Annotated in this window: 12 protein-coding genes; 6 read left to right on the top strand and 6 right to left on the bottom strand. The window is 57.0% G+C overall.

The window, feature by feature from the left end:
* Positions 1-33: 33 nt before the first annotated feature.
* Together EF096_RS06280 and EF096_RS06275 are read left to right on the top strand one after the other, a co-directional pair.
* Positions 34-1,518: a PepSY domain-containing protein gene (locus tag EF096_RS06280; protein ID WP_123888773.1), complete on the top strand. Its 1,485-nt coding sequence runs from the start codon at positions 34-36 to the stop codon at positions 1,516-1,518.
* Between the two features lie 350 nt (positions 1,519-1,868).
* The gene (locus EF096_RS06275) at positions 1,869-3,224 is read left to right on the top strand and encodes a nucleobase:cation symporter-2 family protein (protein ID WP_123888772.1); all 1,356 of its coding nucleotides are present in this window, start codon (positions 1,869-1,871) and stop codon (positions 3,222-3,224) included.
* An 83-nt stretch (positions 3,225-3,307) separates the two neighbouring features.
* On the opposite strand, the gene EF096_RS06270 is transcribed toward EF096_RS06275, so the two are convergent.
* The 6 genes from EF096_RS06270 to EF096_RS06245 all read right to left on the bottom strand — a co-directional run bounded on the left by EF096_RS06270 (position 3,308) and on the right by EF096_RS06245 (position 9,342).
* A complete protein-coding gene (locus EF096_RS06270; RefSeq protein ID WP_123888771.1) occupies positions 3,308-5,404 on the bottom strand; it encodes an LTA synthase family protein in 2,097 nt (698 codons plus the stop codon).
* Between the two features lie 45 nt (positions 5,405-5,449).
* Complete coding sequence (locus EF096_RS06265) at positions 5,450-5,842, bottom strand: diacylglycerol kinase (RefSeq protein ID WP_123888770.1); 393 nt, start codon at positions 5,840-5,842, stop codon at positions 5,450-5,452.
* Entirely contained in the window at positions 5,832-6,554 is a 723-nt protein-coding gene (locus EF096_RS06260; protein ID WP_123888769.1) for a lipopolysaccharide kinase InaA family protein, read from the bottom strand. The genes EF096_RS06265 and EF096_RS06260 overlap by 11 nt, the downstream gene beginning before the upstream one ends.
* Entirely contained in the window at positions 6,551-7,243 is a 693-nt protein-coding gene (locus EF096_RS06255) for a class I SAM-dependent methyltransferase (RefSeq protein ID WP_123888768.1), read from the bottom strand. Before EF096_RS06255 ends, EF096_RS06260 begins: the two co-directional genes overlap by 4 nt.
* A gap of 160 nt (positions 7,244-7,403) precedes the next feature.
* Positions 7,404-8,666 carry a sensor histidine kinase gene (locus EF096_RS06250; RefSeq protein ID WP_123888767.1) on the bottom strand — a complete coding sequence of 421 codons (1,263 nt, stop codon included), beginning with the start codon at positions 8,664-8,666 and terminating at the stop codon, positions 7,404-7,406.
* The gene (locus EF096_RS06245) at positions 8,656-9,342 is read right to left on the bottom strand and encodes a response regulator transcription factor (protein ID WP_123888766.1); all 687 of its coding nucleotides are present in this window, start codon (positions 9,340-9,342) and stop codon (positions 8,656-8,658) included. The genes EF096_RS06250 and EF096_RS06245 overlap by 11 nt, the downstream gene beginning before the upstream one ends.
* A 115-nt stretch (positions 9,343-9,457) precedes the next feature.
* On the opposite strand from EF096_RS06245, the gene EF096_RS06240 reads away from it, so the two are divergent.
* From EF096_RS06240 to EF096_RS06225, 4 genes are all read left to right on the top strand, one after another.
* Positions 9,458-11,416 (top strand): LTA synthase family protein, encoded by a 1,959-nt coding sequence (locus tag EF096_RS06240; RefSeq protein ID WP_123888765.1) that lies wholly within the window; start codon positions 9,458-9,460, stop codon positions 11,414-11,416.
* The gene (locus EF096_RS06235; RefSeq protein WP_123888764.1) at positions 11,413-12,159 is read left to right on the top strand and encodes a phosphatase PAP2 family protein; all 747 of its coding nucleotides are present in this window, start codon (positions 11,413-11,415) and stop codon (positions 12,157-12,159) included. The genes EF096_RS06240 and EF096_RS06235 overlap by 4 nt, the downstream gene beginning before the upstream one ends.
* Complete coding sequence (locus EF096_RS06230) at positions 12,146-12,862, top strand: dual specificity protein phosphatase family protein (protein ID WP_123888763.1); 717 nt, start codon at positions 12,146-12,148, stop codon at positions 12,860-12,862. Before EF096_RS06235 ends, EF096_RS06230 begins: the two co-directional genes overlap by 14 nt.
* Before the next feature lie 332 nt (positions 12,863-13,194).
* A complete protein-coding gene (locus tag EF096_RS06225) occupies positions 13,195-13,929 on the top strand; it encodes an EAL domain-containing protein (RefSeq protein WP_235869648.1) in 735 nt (244 codons plus the stop codon).
* Positions 13,930-14,104 lie beyond the last annotated feature (175 nt).

The following is a 14,104-nucleotide window of genomic DNA, read 5'->3' as shown; positions in this document are numbered from 1 at the left end:
GGGTGCCTTGCACCTGTTGGCCGGGAGAGGGTGATGAAACGTTACCTGTATTTGTGGCACCGCTGGCTTGGCATGGTGCTTTGCCTGTTTATGGCGATGTGGTTTATCTCGGGCGTGGTGATGATGTATGTGGGTTACCCCAAGCTGACGCCGCGAGAGCATCTGGCACACTTGCCGCCACTGTCGGTGGATGAGTGCTGCATTAGCCTGGCACGGGCCCAGACGAGCGCCGATTACCGTCAGCCGCCGGACAGCATGCGTCTGACCAGTCTGCGTGGACAGCCGCATTACGTGCTGGGCTATCGCGGCGCCAGGGACGTGGCGATCAATGCGCGTACCGGCGAGCGGGTAAGCTCGATTAGCGCGGCGCAGGCCCTGCAGGCAGCGCGGCAGTTTGCGCCTGATGCGGTAATGCAGGCGAGCGGGCTGATTGATGAAGATGTCTGGACCCATTCGCGTGCGCTGGATGCGGACCGTCCGCTTTACCGCGTGCAGCTGCAGGACGCAGACCAGCGCCTGCTCTATATTTCCAGCCACAGCGGCGCGGTGGTGCGTGATGCGACAGCTAACGAGCGGCGGTGGAATTGGGCGGGTGCCTGGATTCACTGGCTTTACCCGCTGCGCGGCAACTGGTTGCAGCCTGCATGGCACAACACAGTCGTATATCTGTCCTTGGCCGCAACAGTCATGGCGTTGTTGGGTATGGTGCTGGGCGTACTGCGCTGGCGTGGCAAGCGGCGTTATCGCAACGGCTCGCATTCGCCCTATAAAGGGATTGCGCGCTGGCACCATCTGGTTGGCCTGGTCGCGGGCGGTTTGCTGGTCTGCTGGATTTTTAGCGGCCTGATGTCGATGAATCCCTGGTCGATGTTTACCCGCACGCCTGCGCTGGATACCTCGGCCTATAGCGGAGGAACTCTGGCTCCTGAGATCTTTGCGCAGACACCAACGCAAACGCTGCAGCGCTTTCAGGCCAGCGGTATGACACCGGTAGAGCTGAGCTGGCGGCGAGTGGCTGGTGAGCCGGTCGTGGTGGCCAGAGATGCGGCTGGCAGCAGCCGCGTGCTGTTGGGTAACGGTCCGGTGGCGCAGCGTCTACCCGAGCCTTTGTTGGCGCGTGCGGTAGAGCGAGTCTGGCCGCAGGGCAGGGTGCAGCAGGAGTGGCTCCGTCATTACGACTTTTACTACTACGCGCGCAGTGAGCACAGCATGCTGGGGCACTTGGCAAAGCCGCTGCCGGTATTGCGCGTACGCTTTGATGACCCGGCGCAGACCTGGCTGCATATCGACCCGCGCAGCGGGGTGATACTGAGCCACACCGGCAGCGCGGGGCGACTGTCGCGAGTGTTGTTTTCGCTGTTACACAGTTGGGATTGGTTGCCGTTGTTGCAGAACAGGCCACTGTGGGATGGGCTTATGATCGCGTTCAGCATAGCTGGTTTGCTGATTAGCCTGACCGGCACAGTTATGGCCTGGCGACGGCTGCGACGCAATAAAGGTTGGCGCGTCAGGCGGTAGAAGATGACTTGGTGCAGGAATCGGCGGCTCTCATTGCGCGCACCTTGTAACTGCTGTTACCTGAGCGAGTGGTTCTTGGTGGGGGCGCGAGCGTTGGATTTTTACTACGGTTTCGAGCCCCGTTTTTTGTCATTTAAAGAGGTCATGCAGGGTTGGCGCAAAAATCGCAGTGACGCTAGCAACGGGGTTAGACCGCGGCTTAAGTGTACTTTTTAGTGGTATTGCCTGATTTTAGTGCGGTGCACATCGGGTAATCCAAGGTCATGCCTCGTTAATGAACATTTGCGTTTTTGCTTTTTACACCCAGGGGGGTGTGATAAAAAACGTAATAAAACAGGGAAGAATGACCAATGAGCAAAACTTCAACCGCGTTGGTGTACGGCTTGAATGACGTGCCACCTCCGGCAAAAGCCGCCTTGGCCGCGGTGCAACATGTGCTGGCGTCGATTGTTGGCGTGGCGACGCCTTCGTTGATTATTGGTGGCGCCTTGGGACTGGGTGCTTATACCCCCTACCTGATTGCCATGGCGTTTTTTGTCTCGGGCATCGCGACCTTCATTCAGTGTAAAAAAATCGGGCCTGTTGGTTCTGGCATGCTCAGCATGCAAGGTACCAGCTTTGCGTTTTTGGGTGCTGTGCTAGCCGCCGGTTTTGCCGTTAAAGGCAAAGGTGGCACGCCGGAAGATATTCTGGCGATGATCTTTGGGCTGTGTCTGGTCGGCTCTCTTGTCGAAATTGTGCTGTCGCAGTTTCTGGACAAATTGAAGCGGGTTATCACACCGACAGTAACGGGCATCGTTATTACCATCATTGGTTTAAGCCTGATTAAATCGGGCTTCACTGATTTTGCCGGCGGCGCGCGGGCCGGGGAGGATTTGGGTAAACCTATTTACCTGTTGTTGGGCGGTTTTGTGGTTGCTGTTATTTTGGTGATGACCTTTATTGGCAAACCGATGTTACGTATTTCAGCGATCATGATCGGTTTGATCCTGGGTACCGTGGTCGCTAGCTTTCTCGGACTGGTTAACTGGTCTTCTTTGGGCTCGGCTCAGTTTTTTGCCCTGCCGATCCCCTTTAAGTACGGTATCGATTTTGATTTCGTACTGTTCGTACCCATCGCCTTTTTGTATCTGGTGACGGCGATTGAAACCTCCGGCGATTTAACCGCCAACTCGGTTGTCTCAGGGGAGCCGGTGGAAGGTGACCTCTATATGCAGCGCATCAAGGGCGGCGTCTTGGGTGATGGCATTAACTCGGCGATCGCGGCTATTTTCAATACGTTTCCGAATACCACGTTTTCACAAAACAATGGTGTCATCCAAATGACCGGTGTGGCCAGTCGTCATGTCGGCTTGTGGGCAGGCGTTTTTTTGCTGCTATTGGGGTTGTTCCCGGTGATAGGTTCGTTCTTTCTGATCATCCCAAAACCGGTTCTCGGTGGTGCGACCCTGGTACTGTTTTCAACCATTGCTGTGGCCGGTGTGCGTATTCTGGCTGCTCAGGAAATGACTCTGCGTCGTGTCTACATCATGGCGGTGTCTTTTGGTTTGGCTCTGGGGGTCACCCTGGTGCCTGATGCGACTCAGCATTTGCCTGGGCTGATGAAGCAGGTCTTTGCAACGCCGATCACGCTGGCAGGTTTGAGTGCGATCTTTTTATCGCTGGTGATTCCCGAAGACGCAGCGCCCGAAGTGGACGTTGCTTAAAGTTCTTTTTCCGCTTGCGGCCCGTGGTTGGTGGTCTGCCAGCCTGCGCGCACAGCTAACGCGCAGGCTGAGTTGACTGACGGCTACGGGGTGGCAGGGTCCAAGCCGGTGCGTTGCGTGGACTCCGCAACGCCCACCTTGTCATCCAGCAGCGCCTGGGTTGCAGTCTGTACATAGGCTTCAAGCTGCTGTTGCCAGTCTTGTAGTTGCGGCGCAGCCGTCTCTGGTATGGCCTTGGGCTCGGCACCCAATTGATAGCGGTAGAGTTTGGGTTCCTCGTCACGTGGCTGAATCAGCACCTCGTCACCACGGATAATGCCGACCGTTTGGCCACCGCCAGACGGCTTGATTATGCCAACGCCCTGGTCGTCAGTGGGCAGACTGAGCAGGTCACGCCCCCAGCATTGATGTCGTACTTCGCCGCCCAGTCGGCCCATGATGGTGGGAACGATATCGACCTGAGTGCCAACGATGTCGTTATTTTCACCGAAGCGTTCGGTCATGCCAGGTGCGATGAGCAGCAGCGGTACATGAAAGCGCAATAGGTCCAGATCGGTCAGCTGTTGTGGTGTACCAAAACCGTGATCACCGACGATCACAAACAGCGTCTGATCGTAGTAGGGCTCGTCCTTGATCTGCGCAAAGAAGCGACCGAGCGCCCAATCTGAGTAGCGCATCGCCGTCAGATGCTCGTCGGCGTAACTACCCTGACCGGTAACCGCTTCCACGGGCAGCGTATCGGGCAGTGCGTAGGGCGTGTGATTCGATAGCGTTTGCAGCAGCGCGTAGAACGGCTTCTCCGGGTCGAGTTGGCGTAGCTCGGTGACGGCGCGGTCAAACATGTCCTGATCGGACACGCCCCAGGTGGGATCTGACACCACGGGGTTCACGTAGTCGTTGCGGCCGATAAAGCGCGTCATGCCCTGATTGCCGAAAAAACCACGCTGGTTGTCCCAGGCAAAGTCGCCGTTGTAGACGTACAGGTCATTAAAGTCGCGCGCGCTCAGGAGCTGCGGTAACCCGGAGAACTGATGGGTGCCCTCCGGTTCCTGCATCAGATATTCGAAGGCAGGGACGTTGGGGAAACAGGCCATGGTGGCGAACATACCCTGATGGGTGTGGGTGCCGTTCGAAAAATAACGGGTAAACAACAGACCCTGCTCGCTCAGTTTGTCGAACTCGGGCGTAATCTGCAGCGGTGAGCCGAGCGCGCCGGTGTAGTAGCCGGCAAAGCTCTCCATCAGGATGACCACTACATTGCGGATGGGTAGTGTGCCGTCTGCGGGCGGTTGGTAGTCGCGGCGGATCGGTGCCAGTTCTGGCTCGACCAGTTGGTCATGTGCGCCAAGCAACATCTCTCGCGTTATCTGGGTTGCCTGTTCTGCCGGCATCAGGTCTACCCAGGCGTTGCTTCTGTGATCCGAGTATTGCGCCTTGGCGGCGGCGTAGAGTGTGAGTGCCGGATTCAGTCCTAGCTGATTAGCGAACATCGAGTCGGTAGTATAGGCATCCCCCCAGCGCAGCGGTGGGCCTTGTCGTAGGGTACCGCGAGCCAATACGGTGGAGCTGATGAGTAATAGCAGCAAGATACCCAGTCTGGCCGCGAGCGCGCCGCGTTGGGTGAGCAGAGTGCTGTTATGGCCGGGCGCGCTCCGCGTGTGTCGATCAAGCCAGCGAAACACGCTGAACATCAGCACGGATAAAATGGCTAGTGCCAGCAGCAGACGCACGACCGGAAAGCCATACCAGAGCATCCGCAGTACGGTGGCTGGATCTTCCTGCAGGTATTGAAATACCAGTGCGTTCAGGCGTTGATGAAATTCGCGATAGAAATTCAGCTCAACGACGCCGAGGAGACTGATCAGCAAAGCCGCAAACGTTAGCCAAAGGCACTGCAGCTTGCGCAATTGCATCAATCTGATACTGAAGAATGACAGGATCAGCGGTGCGCCGGCCAGGACCACAATCCGCATGTCAAAGCGCAGCCCGTTATAGAAGGCTTCGCCCAAGTCGCGCCAGGAGGCAGTGGATGCCAGTTCCCAGTTGTAGCTCAGCAACGCTGCGCGTAGCAGAGTGAGCAGTGCGGTGATGGCAAACAGCGAAGCGACAACGAACAGCAGTTGACCGCGCAGGCCAACGATCGGCTGACGTGTATCAGTCGAATTACGGGAAGCACGCATGGATAGGCAGTTTCCAGTCAGGTAGAGGCCGGGGCGGGCAGGGGATTAGAGCAAGATCACCAGCCAGACGGTGAGTATCATCAACAGCGAGATCAGTTGTGCGGCGCTGCCCATGTCCTTGGCTTGTTTGGACAGTGGGTGCAGTTCCAGCGAAATACGATCTACCACGGCCTCTATAGCCGAGTTGAGCAGCTCAACGATCAGCGCTACAAAGACCACCAGTAGTAGCACGGCACGCTCCAGCGAGCTGACCTCAAGCAGGCAGGCCAGTGGGATCAATACAGCGCTCAAGGCCAGTAGCTGACGAAACGCCGCTTCACCCACTATGGCTGCGCGCAGGCCCGCCAATGAGTAACCGGTCGCCTTGAAGACCCGGCCAAAGCCGCCACGGCTTTTAAAGGCCAGTGCTTCTTCGCGAGGCGCAGGATTAGGACGCATTATTGGCTCCTATTAATTCGACGTTGGATGTGTTGTAGCATTTTAGCAAATACTGCCAGTCGGACTCGGGCATCGCACCACGGCGGCGTTCCAGCTGTGACAGGTCATGTTGAGCGGCTTCGCTGCGCAGCAGTCGGCGGCGGCTTTTTTCCAGGTCCAGCAGTGCTACCTCGGGCTCTTTTGTGTTGAGGCTGATGTAGATGTGTTTGCTATACAGGCAACCGTGTTGCCGGCGGCTCTGATGCAGCCGACGTAACACCTGCGCCAAGCGTTGCAGGATCGCCTGCCGGCTGCTGGCGTGCAGCGTGGGTGCGTGCTCGGCATACCAGTCATCAAGACTGACGAAGCCACTAAGCTCTTCGGTTATCAGCAGCGCTTGCCACTGTCCCTGCCGTTTGCGCGCGGCGCAGAACACCCGCTTGGGCACCTTGATCCCGAGCTGTTCACAGGCCATCAATGCGTGCTGCTCGCGCAGCACGGTTGGCAAGCCCAGCGGGTGGCGCAATGAGCGAAATACGTGCCCCACCTGGCGCTTGCTGTACAGCGGCGGCTGACCGCCTTTCAGCGGCGGCAGCAACTTAACGCCGCTTTCACCGCCACGGCGTTGGTTCCTTTCTTCGACCCATTCACCCGGCATGCTCCACCAGCGGTCAAAAGCGCTTTGCTGAAAGCGCTCAATTACCCCGGCTGGCTGCCAGAACCCAGCGTTCATGGGCGAACCTTGCGCAGGACGTAAACGCGCCACATGGCGTAGCCGGGTAGGAAGTCGTGATGATTGAGGATGCTGAAACCGGCTGCCCGAAACTCACTCTCGATGGTTTCGCGGCGCACCAGAAAGCGATTTTGATTGTCTGAGCGCTTTCCGCGTGCGGCGCGCTTCGCTTCAAGACGCTTACGCTTCCAGGCTTTGAAATTGCCGTCGACCCAGAGTGAAATGATGACGGTGTCGCGGGTTACCCGGCGCAGCTCACGTAACATGGCGAGGCGATGTTCAGACTCGGCGACGTGATGGATCAGGCGCATGCAAAAGATGCTGTCGACAGCGTTGTCACTCAAGTCGATATCGAAGGCTGAAGTCTGGAAGGTCTTGACCCGTGCCACCACATCGGCTGGCTGACCAGCCACTGCGGTTTTCAGCATGTCTTCTGAGTTATCGGCAGCGAGAATGACTCGGTTGGGTGACTCGGCCAGTAGCGGCCAAAAGCGGCCCGCGCCGCAGGGCAGATCAAGAACCAGTTGTGGCGCACCGGCATCGCTCAGCGCATGACGCGCCAGCTGCATATCACGCCAGTTCGACAGTCGGCGAAACAGGCCGGTCTGGTGCTTGTGCAGATACTGGTGGGCGTGCTGCTGATCATACTTTTCAGAAAACTCGAGCTTGATGGCGGCGGGCTTGGTCATGGTTAGGCTCTCAGAATGATATTTCTGGGCCAGACTAAGCATCCGCCGGTCAAGCGCGTGTCAAAAGCATGTCAAAATTTCGTGAAACGTCATCTATTACCGCGATGGCGCCTATGCCGTGGGCCAACCAAGGCCCTTTTCCCTGATGCGGCTGCTGTGCTCAGGTCAAGTTCACCTCAAAGCAGCTACCGCCCGCGGGCAAGGAATACATACGCACTTGCCAGCGCTGATGGGCGCAGATGCGTTTGACCAGTGACAGCCCAAGGCCAAGGCCTTCCCCCCGTGCCTCGGAGCCACGTACAAAGGGCTTGAAAATATCCTCCTGTTGCGCGCGGGGTACGCCCTGGCCGGTATCTTCCACACGAAAGCCGCGGGCGCTCAGCAGCAGGCGAACCTCGCCGTGCTCGGTGTAATGCAACGCATTGCGCATCAGGTTGGACATGACGGTGCTGAGAAAGCTGCCATGCAGTAACTGCGGGTTATGTTCTTCAATAACAAGGTTAAACGCGAGCCCCTTTTCGGCGAAGCGGGGAGCCCAGCGTTCGGCTAGCTCGCGTGCAACCTGTTCGAGGGTCAAGCTGCCGCCTGTTGGGTTTGGATGGGTTGTGGCGCGCGCTAATAATAGAAAGGTCTCGACCAGGTCGCTTATTTCAGCGGTGGCGCGTTGGATGCGATCAACCTGGTTACGGCCTCGCTCGTCCAGCACGCTAGCTTCCAGCAGCTCGGCAGAAGAGGCTATGACCATTAGCGGCGTACGCAATTCGTGACTGACATCACTGGTAAACAGGCGTTCGCGTTCAAGCGAGCTGCGCAGTTGCCCCAGGGTTTCATCGAACGCGGCAGCCAGGTGGCCGACTTCATCCTCCGGATATTCCGGCGCCAGATTGGGGGCGATGGTCAGCAGCTGATCGCGGTGGCGAACTTGCTGAGCCAGGCGTGCCAACGGCGCAATAATGGTCTGCGCCATCAACCAGCCGAGCAGCCAGGCGGCCAGGCCGGTGAGTATGAAGCCGGCAAAGACGACAGCGAACAGGGCGTTTTCTCGCGCCTCGAACTCGGCTTGCTCCTGCACCAGAACATAGCGCTGCTGCGGTGTATCGCGGATAAAGACGTAATAGGCTTCTGTGTCGCCCACTACCTCGTTAAAGCCTTCATCCAGACCAATAAAGTTTTTGGGTATTTCATAGCCAGGCATGTGCGAGGCAAACAGCTGGGTCTTGAGGTCCAGCCGCGGCGGTATGCCCTTGGCCAGATCCTTTTGCAGAATGCTATCGAGCTCCTCGCTCATTTCCTTGGTGACCAGATGCTCTTCAATAAAGTGCACTATGGCCACAATGCCCAGGGAGAAGCCGCCACTGACAACCAGGGTCATCAGGGTAAAAGCAATGATGATGCGGCGAACCAGTGGTTGTTTAGAGGTCATCGCTACGCTCGGCAAGGCAGTAGCCCAGTCCGTGCATGGTATGCAGCAGCGGCTGGGCAAAAGGTTTATCTATGACCTGGCGCAACTGGTGTACATGGCTGCGCAGGCTGTCGCTATCCGGGAGTTCCTCGCCCCAAAGTGCTTCCTCAAGGACCGCACGACGCACTACCGCCGGACTCTTGCGCATCAATACTTCCAGTAACTTCAGCCCAACCGGGTTGAGTTTAAGTGCTCGGCCCTGACGGCTCACCTGCAGGGTATCCAGATCGTAACTGAGGTCGGCTACCTGCAGCTTATGTTTGGCGCCTCCGCCCTGGCTCCTTCGCAATATAGCCTCGATACGGGCCACCAGCTCGGACAGGGCAAAAGGTTTGACCAGGTAGTCATCGGCGCCGCTATTAAGTCCCTTGAGTCGATCTTCCAATTGGTCGCGTGCGGTCAGCATGATGATCGGCGTATCGCGCTGGGCGTCGTCGCGCAGGCGTTGGCAGAGCTGATAGCCGTCGATGCCAGGCAGCATGATATCCAGCACGATCAGGTCATAGTGTTCGCTTACCGCCAGGTGCAGGCCGGACAGCCCATCCTGCGCGCAATCTACCGTGTAGCCCTTGAGCTGCAGGTAGTCCAGCACATTGGCCAGAATGTCGCGGTTATCTTCAATTACCAGAATTCGCATCCAGCTGCCTCACCCTTGAGTCGATGTTGATTAACGTTTTTTTCACACCGCGTTGACGAGCTGCTGACAGCCGTATGGCCACACTGGCGCCAGTCTCATCAATACGGATCATACAATGCACCTGTTCAAATATGCGCAAACACGTTTTATTGCTCTGATCGCGCTGATCTGGCTGGCCCTTTTCGTAATGACGCGCAGCTTATTGCTGTTTACGCATTTACCTGAGGCGCAGCTGGACCTTGGCAGCACCCTGTCGCTCTACAGCGAAGGCTTTGTCTACGACCTGGTTTTTCTGCTATATGCACTGGCGCCATTGGCGCTCTATCTGCTGCTTTGCCCTACGCGGCTGTGGCAGAGTCGCTGGAATCGGCTGCTGCTGCAAGCAGTGCTGACCCTGAGCATCTTCATCATGCTGTTCACTGCGGTCTCGGAATGGCTGTTCTGGGATGAGTTCAGTGTGCGCTTCAACTTTATCGCAGTGGACTATCTGGTTTACTCCGATGAGGTGCTCAATAATATTCTTGAGTCTTATCCGGTGTATCCGCTGCTTGCGGTCCTGGCGTTAATCGCTGTGGGTATGACAGTGGCGCTGCGTGGTCAGATGCGCCGCGTTGCTACCGCGCCCGTGCTTGCGTGGCGCCAGCGTGGCCTGGTGCTCACAGGTTGGGCGTTGCTCTTTGGTCTGGGTATTTTCGTGGTAGGACAGGACTTTCCTCGTGCTAGCGGTGGTAACGCCTACCAGCACGAGCTGTCTGCGAACGGCCCCTATCAGTTCTTTGCGGCTTTCCGTAACAACGAGCTGGACTATGAGCAGTTCTATCCGGTGCTACCGTTGCAGCAGGTTGCCTCGCAACTGCGTGATGAAGTGAAAGAACCCAACGCGCTCTTTGTCGATGCGGACCCGTTGAGCATTCGCCGGACCATCGATAATCCCGGTCAACCCAAGCGCATGAACGTCATTCTGGTGACCATCGAGAGTTTGAGCGCCAAGTATCTGGGCAGTGAGGGCGATACTCGCGGCCTCAGCCCCGAGTTGGATGCCCTGCGTCAGCAGAGCCTGTACTTCAGCAATCTTTACGCTACTGGCACTCGCACTACCCGCGGGTTAGAAGCCATTACCCTGTCAATTCCGCCCACGCCTGGCCGCTCTATCGTCAAGCGGGTGGGTCGCGAAAGCGGCTTTGCCAGCCTGGGTCAGCAGTTCAGTGCGCAAGGCTATGACAGCGTGTTCATGTATGGCGGGCGCGGCTACTTCGACAACATGAATGCCTTTTTCGAGGGCAATGGTTATCGCATCGTCGATCAGGGCAGTGTGCCAGATGATGAAGTCACCTTTACCAACGCCTGGGGCATGAGCGATGAGGACCTTTATCAGCAGACCCTGAAAGTGGCAGATGCCGACTTTGCTCAAGGCAGCCCGTTCTTTCTGCAGCTGATGACCACCTCCAACCACCGCCCATACAGCTATCCTGAGGGGCGTATTGATATTCCCTCAGGCAGTGGTCGTGAGGGCGCGGTGAAGTACACCGATTACGCTATTGGCGAGTTCCTGCGCGCCGCACGCCAGAAACCCTGGTTTGCTAACACGGTGTTTATCTTTGTCGCTGACCATACAGCGGGTAGCGCCGGTATGGAGGACTTGCCGGTCAGTAACTATCACATCCCACTGTTCATTTATGCGCCCAGCCTGATTACGCCAGCTGATGTCAGCACCCTGACCAGTCAGATCGATATCGCGCCTACGCTGCTCGGCTTGTTGAACATGGATTACACCTCGACCTTCTTCGGCCGCAATGTGCTGCGCAAGGACGCTGCCCCTGGCCGCGCGCTGATTGGCAACTACCAGCATCTGGGCCTGTTCGACGGTACCAACCTGGCGATTCTCAGCCCGCGGCAGATGATGCGTCGGCACGACGATGCCCTGGGCGAAAGCCTGGAAAGCAGCGCGCAGCAGAGTGACCCGCTGGTGGCGCGCAGTATTGCCTATTACGAGGGCGCCAGTTACGACTTTACCCACGAGTTGCTGGCCTGGCATCCATTGGTTCAACCCTCCGTGCGGGTTGGCCAAAAATGAGGTCGCTTAACCAGACGTCCAGAGACTTCAACTTTCGTCTCTGGTTTACCCTGCCCCTGACTGTCATGGCTTTGTTGCTGGTGCTGGATCCGACCCCGGTGGATGTGGCGATCTCAAACCTTTTCTATGAGCCGGGTGTCGGCTTTATCGGGCGGCACAGCTTCTTTCTGGAAGACATATTGCACGACCGCGCGAAACAGGCGGTGATCGTCATAGGTGTGCTGGCCATTGTCGGCTTTCTGATTAGCCTGCTGCCAACGCGTTTTCGGCAGTATCGCCGCTCGCTGGGCTACCTGGTGCTGGCGATGGCGCTGTGCACCAGTCTGGTCACACCACTAAAGCGCCTGACCAATGTGCAGTGTCCGTGGAGTTTGCAACAATACGGCGGTGATCAGGTGCATACGCCGCTGCTGAGCGCGCGGCCACCGTCTGACAAACCTGGTCGGTGCTGGCCCGGTGGGCACGCTTCTTCCGGGTTTTCGCTGCTGGCGCTGTTTTTCATGTTGCGCGATCGTCGCCCGCGCGCGGCTCGCGTTGCCTTGATTGTGGCGTTGAGCCTGGGGACGATTTTCTCTATCGGGCGGACCATGCAGGGGGCGCATTTCATGTCGCACAACCTGTGGACGCTATTATTTGACTGGTGCATCAGCCTGATGTGCTATCGCCTGATACTTTACCGTCAGCCAGTTCTTGCTGCGCGTGCGGTCACGGTTGGCGAGGAGGTTCGCCATGAGCCGGTTTAAGCGCCTGGGCCGGCTCGCCGCCTGGTTATTGCTGCCGGTTTGCATCCTGGCCATTGTCGCGCTCTGGCGGCCGGACGTATTGCGCAGTGGTGATGTGACTATCCCGCCGCCGACCTTGGGCGCAGAAGATCCTCGGCCGTCAGGTTGGGCTGCCCCGCTAAACGCGCGTTTTCGTTTTTACACACTCAGCCCCACGCTTTACCGCAGTGCTCTGCCGGATACCCGGGACCTTGTCGAGTTGCACGAGCGTGGTATCCGCACCGTGATCAATCTGTATCAGCAGAGTGATGAATCATGGTTGGCCGGTAGCGATATCCGGGGTATCCACATGCCGCTGCGAGCTGATCGCGTGACGGATACTCAGGTGATTGCTGTGCTGCGGGCCATACGCGCAGGCGAGCAGCGCGGCGGTGTGCTGATGCATTGCAAGCACGGGCAAAACCGCACCGGTTTGATCAGCGCCATGTACCGCATCGTATATGACGGCTGGAGCCGTGAAGAAGCTATTGCGGAAATGCTCGAGGGTGGCTTTGGTACGGCCGAGCGGATGGATGACGCGCTGGGTTATCTGAACCGGGTAGATGTTAACGCGTTCAGGCAGGCGATTGCTGCGGGGGAGTGCAGCACCAACCCGCTGGCCTGGTGCCGGTTAAATGCCTTTTTGCTCGATAAGTTTGACTCGCTGGCTGATCTACTCGGTTAGCTTTTGACAATGTAATCCCTGACCGCGGCTGCCTGCAGGCCTGCCTTGCAGGTGGTCGTAGATCTTAATTCTTGGTCATATTTCCTTCCCCCCGCTATTTTGTATGCTGGACAACCCGCTGGGTAAGCCTTCAGTATTGACCGGGCATGCTTCAGCTATAGTGCTAATGTATTTTGTCTGGTTAGTTACTGAGTGCTGCGTCGTTGGTCGCATGATCATGCTCGGTAATTTCCGTGGCTATATAAGCGCTATTTACGCCACGATTAATTAAATAAACAAGGTGCAGCGGGGCTCGGGTGATGGGAAGCGAATCAAGTAATGTTGAAAGAGTGATGTGTGATCGGTGCGTCGACGGCAACGATCTGGAGTTTGATTTCACCATGGCCTTTCAGCCTATCGTGAGCAGCAAGGATCAGCGTGTCTACGGTTACGAAGCTCTGGTGCGCGGTCTGAATAATGAGTCGGCCTACTCAATTATTTCCCGCGTAAATGAAGATAATCGCTACCCATTCGATCAGCTTTGTCGCATCAAGGCTATCGCCTTGGCATCAAAGCTGGGTATCGACTCGATGCTGAGTATCAATTTTCTTCCCAACGCCATCTATAAGCCGGAGCTGTGTATTCGCACGACGCTGGAAGCTGCCAAGCAATTCAGTTTTCCGACTGAACGTATCATGTTCGAGTTCACCGAGGTCGAGCGCTTTGAAGATAGTGCTCACATTAAGCGGATCGTGGAGTATTACCAGGCGCTGGGCTTTAAAACGGCTACGGATGACTTTGGCTCCGGGCATTCCGGGCTAAATCTGCTGGCCGATTTTCAAACCGATATCGTCAAGCTCGATATGGGGCTGATCCGCAATATCGATACCGACAAGACGCGGCAGGTTATCGTTAGTAATACGCTGGCCATGCTCCACGATCTTAACATCACTGCCTTGGCTGAAGGCATCGAGACAGTTGAAGAGTATCGCTGGCTGCGAGCTGCGGGTGTCGATCTGATGCAGGGCTATCTTCTCGCCAAACCGGGTTTTGAGTGCCTGCCGGACGTGAATTATATAGCCGATTGAGAGCGGTAATGTTGCTGTGTGCTGCGGCTTTAACCAAGCGCCGTAGTACTCCAGTTTTTCTATCCTGAAGCGTTTACTCTAGCTGCGCCCTATTTCCCTCACCTTAATCCTCTTGATGTGATCGGTATGCGTTAATCCGACAAGCCTAGCGTTGAGCTCCTCTTTTCAACCTCCT

This window comes from Pseudomonas neustonica (assembly GCF_003797945.1).
GTDB lineage: Bacteria > Pseudomonadota > Gammaproteobacteria > Pseudomonadales > Pseudomonadaceae > Halopseudomonas > Halopseudomonas neustonica.
The sequence above is the reverse complement of the archived record's forward strand: the minus strand, read 5'-3'. Positions and strand labels throughout refer to the sequence as shown.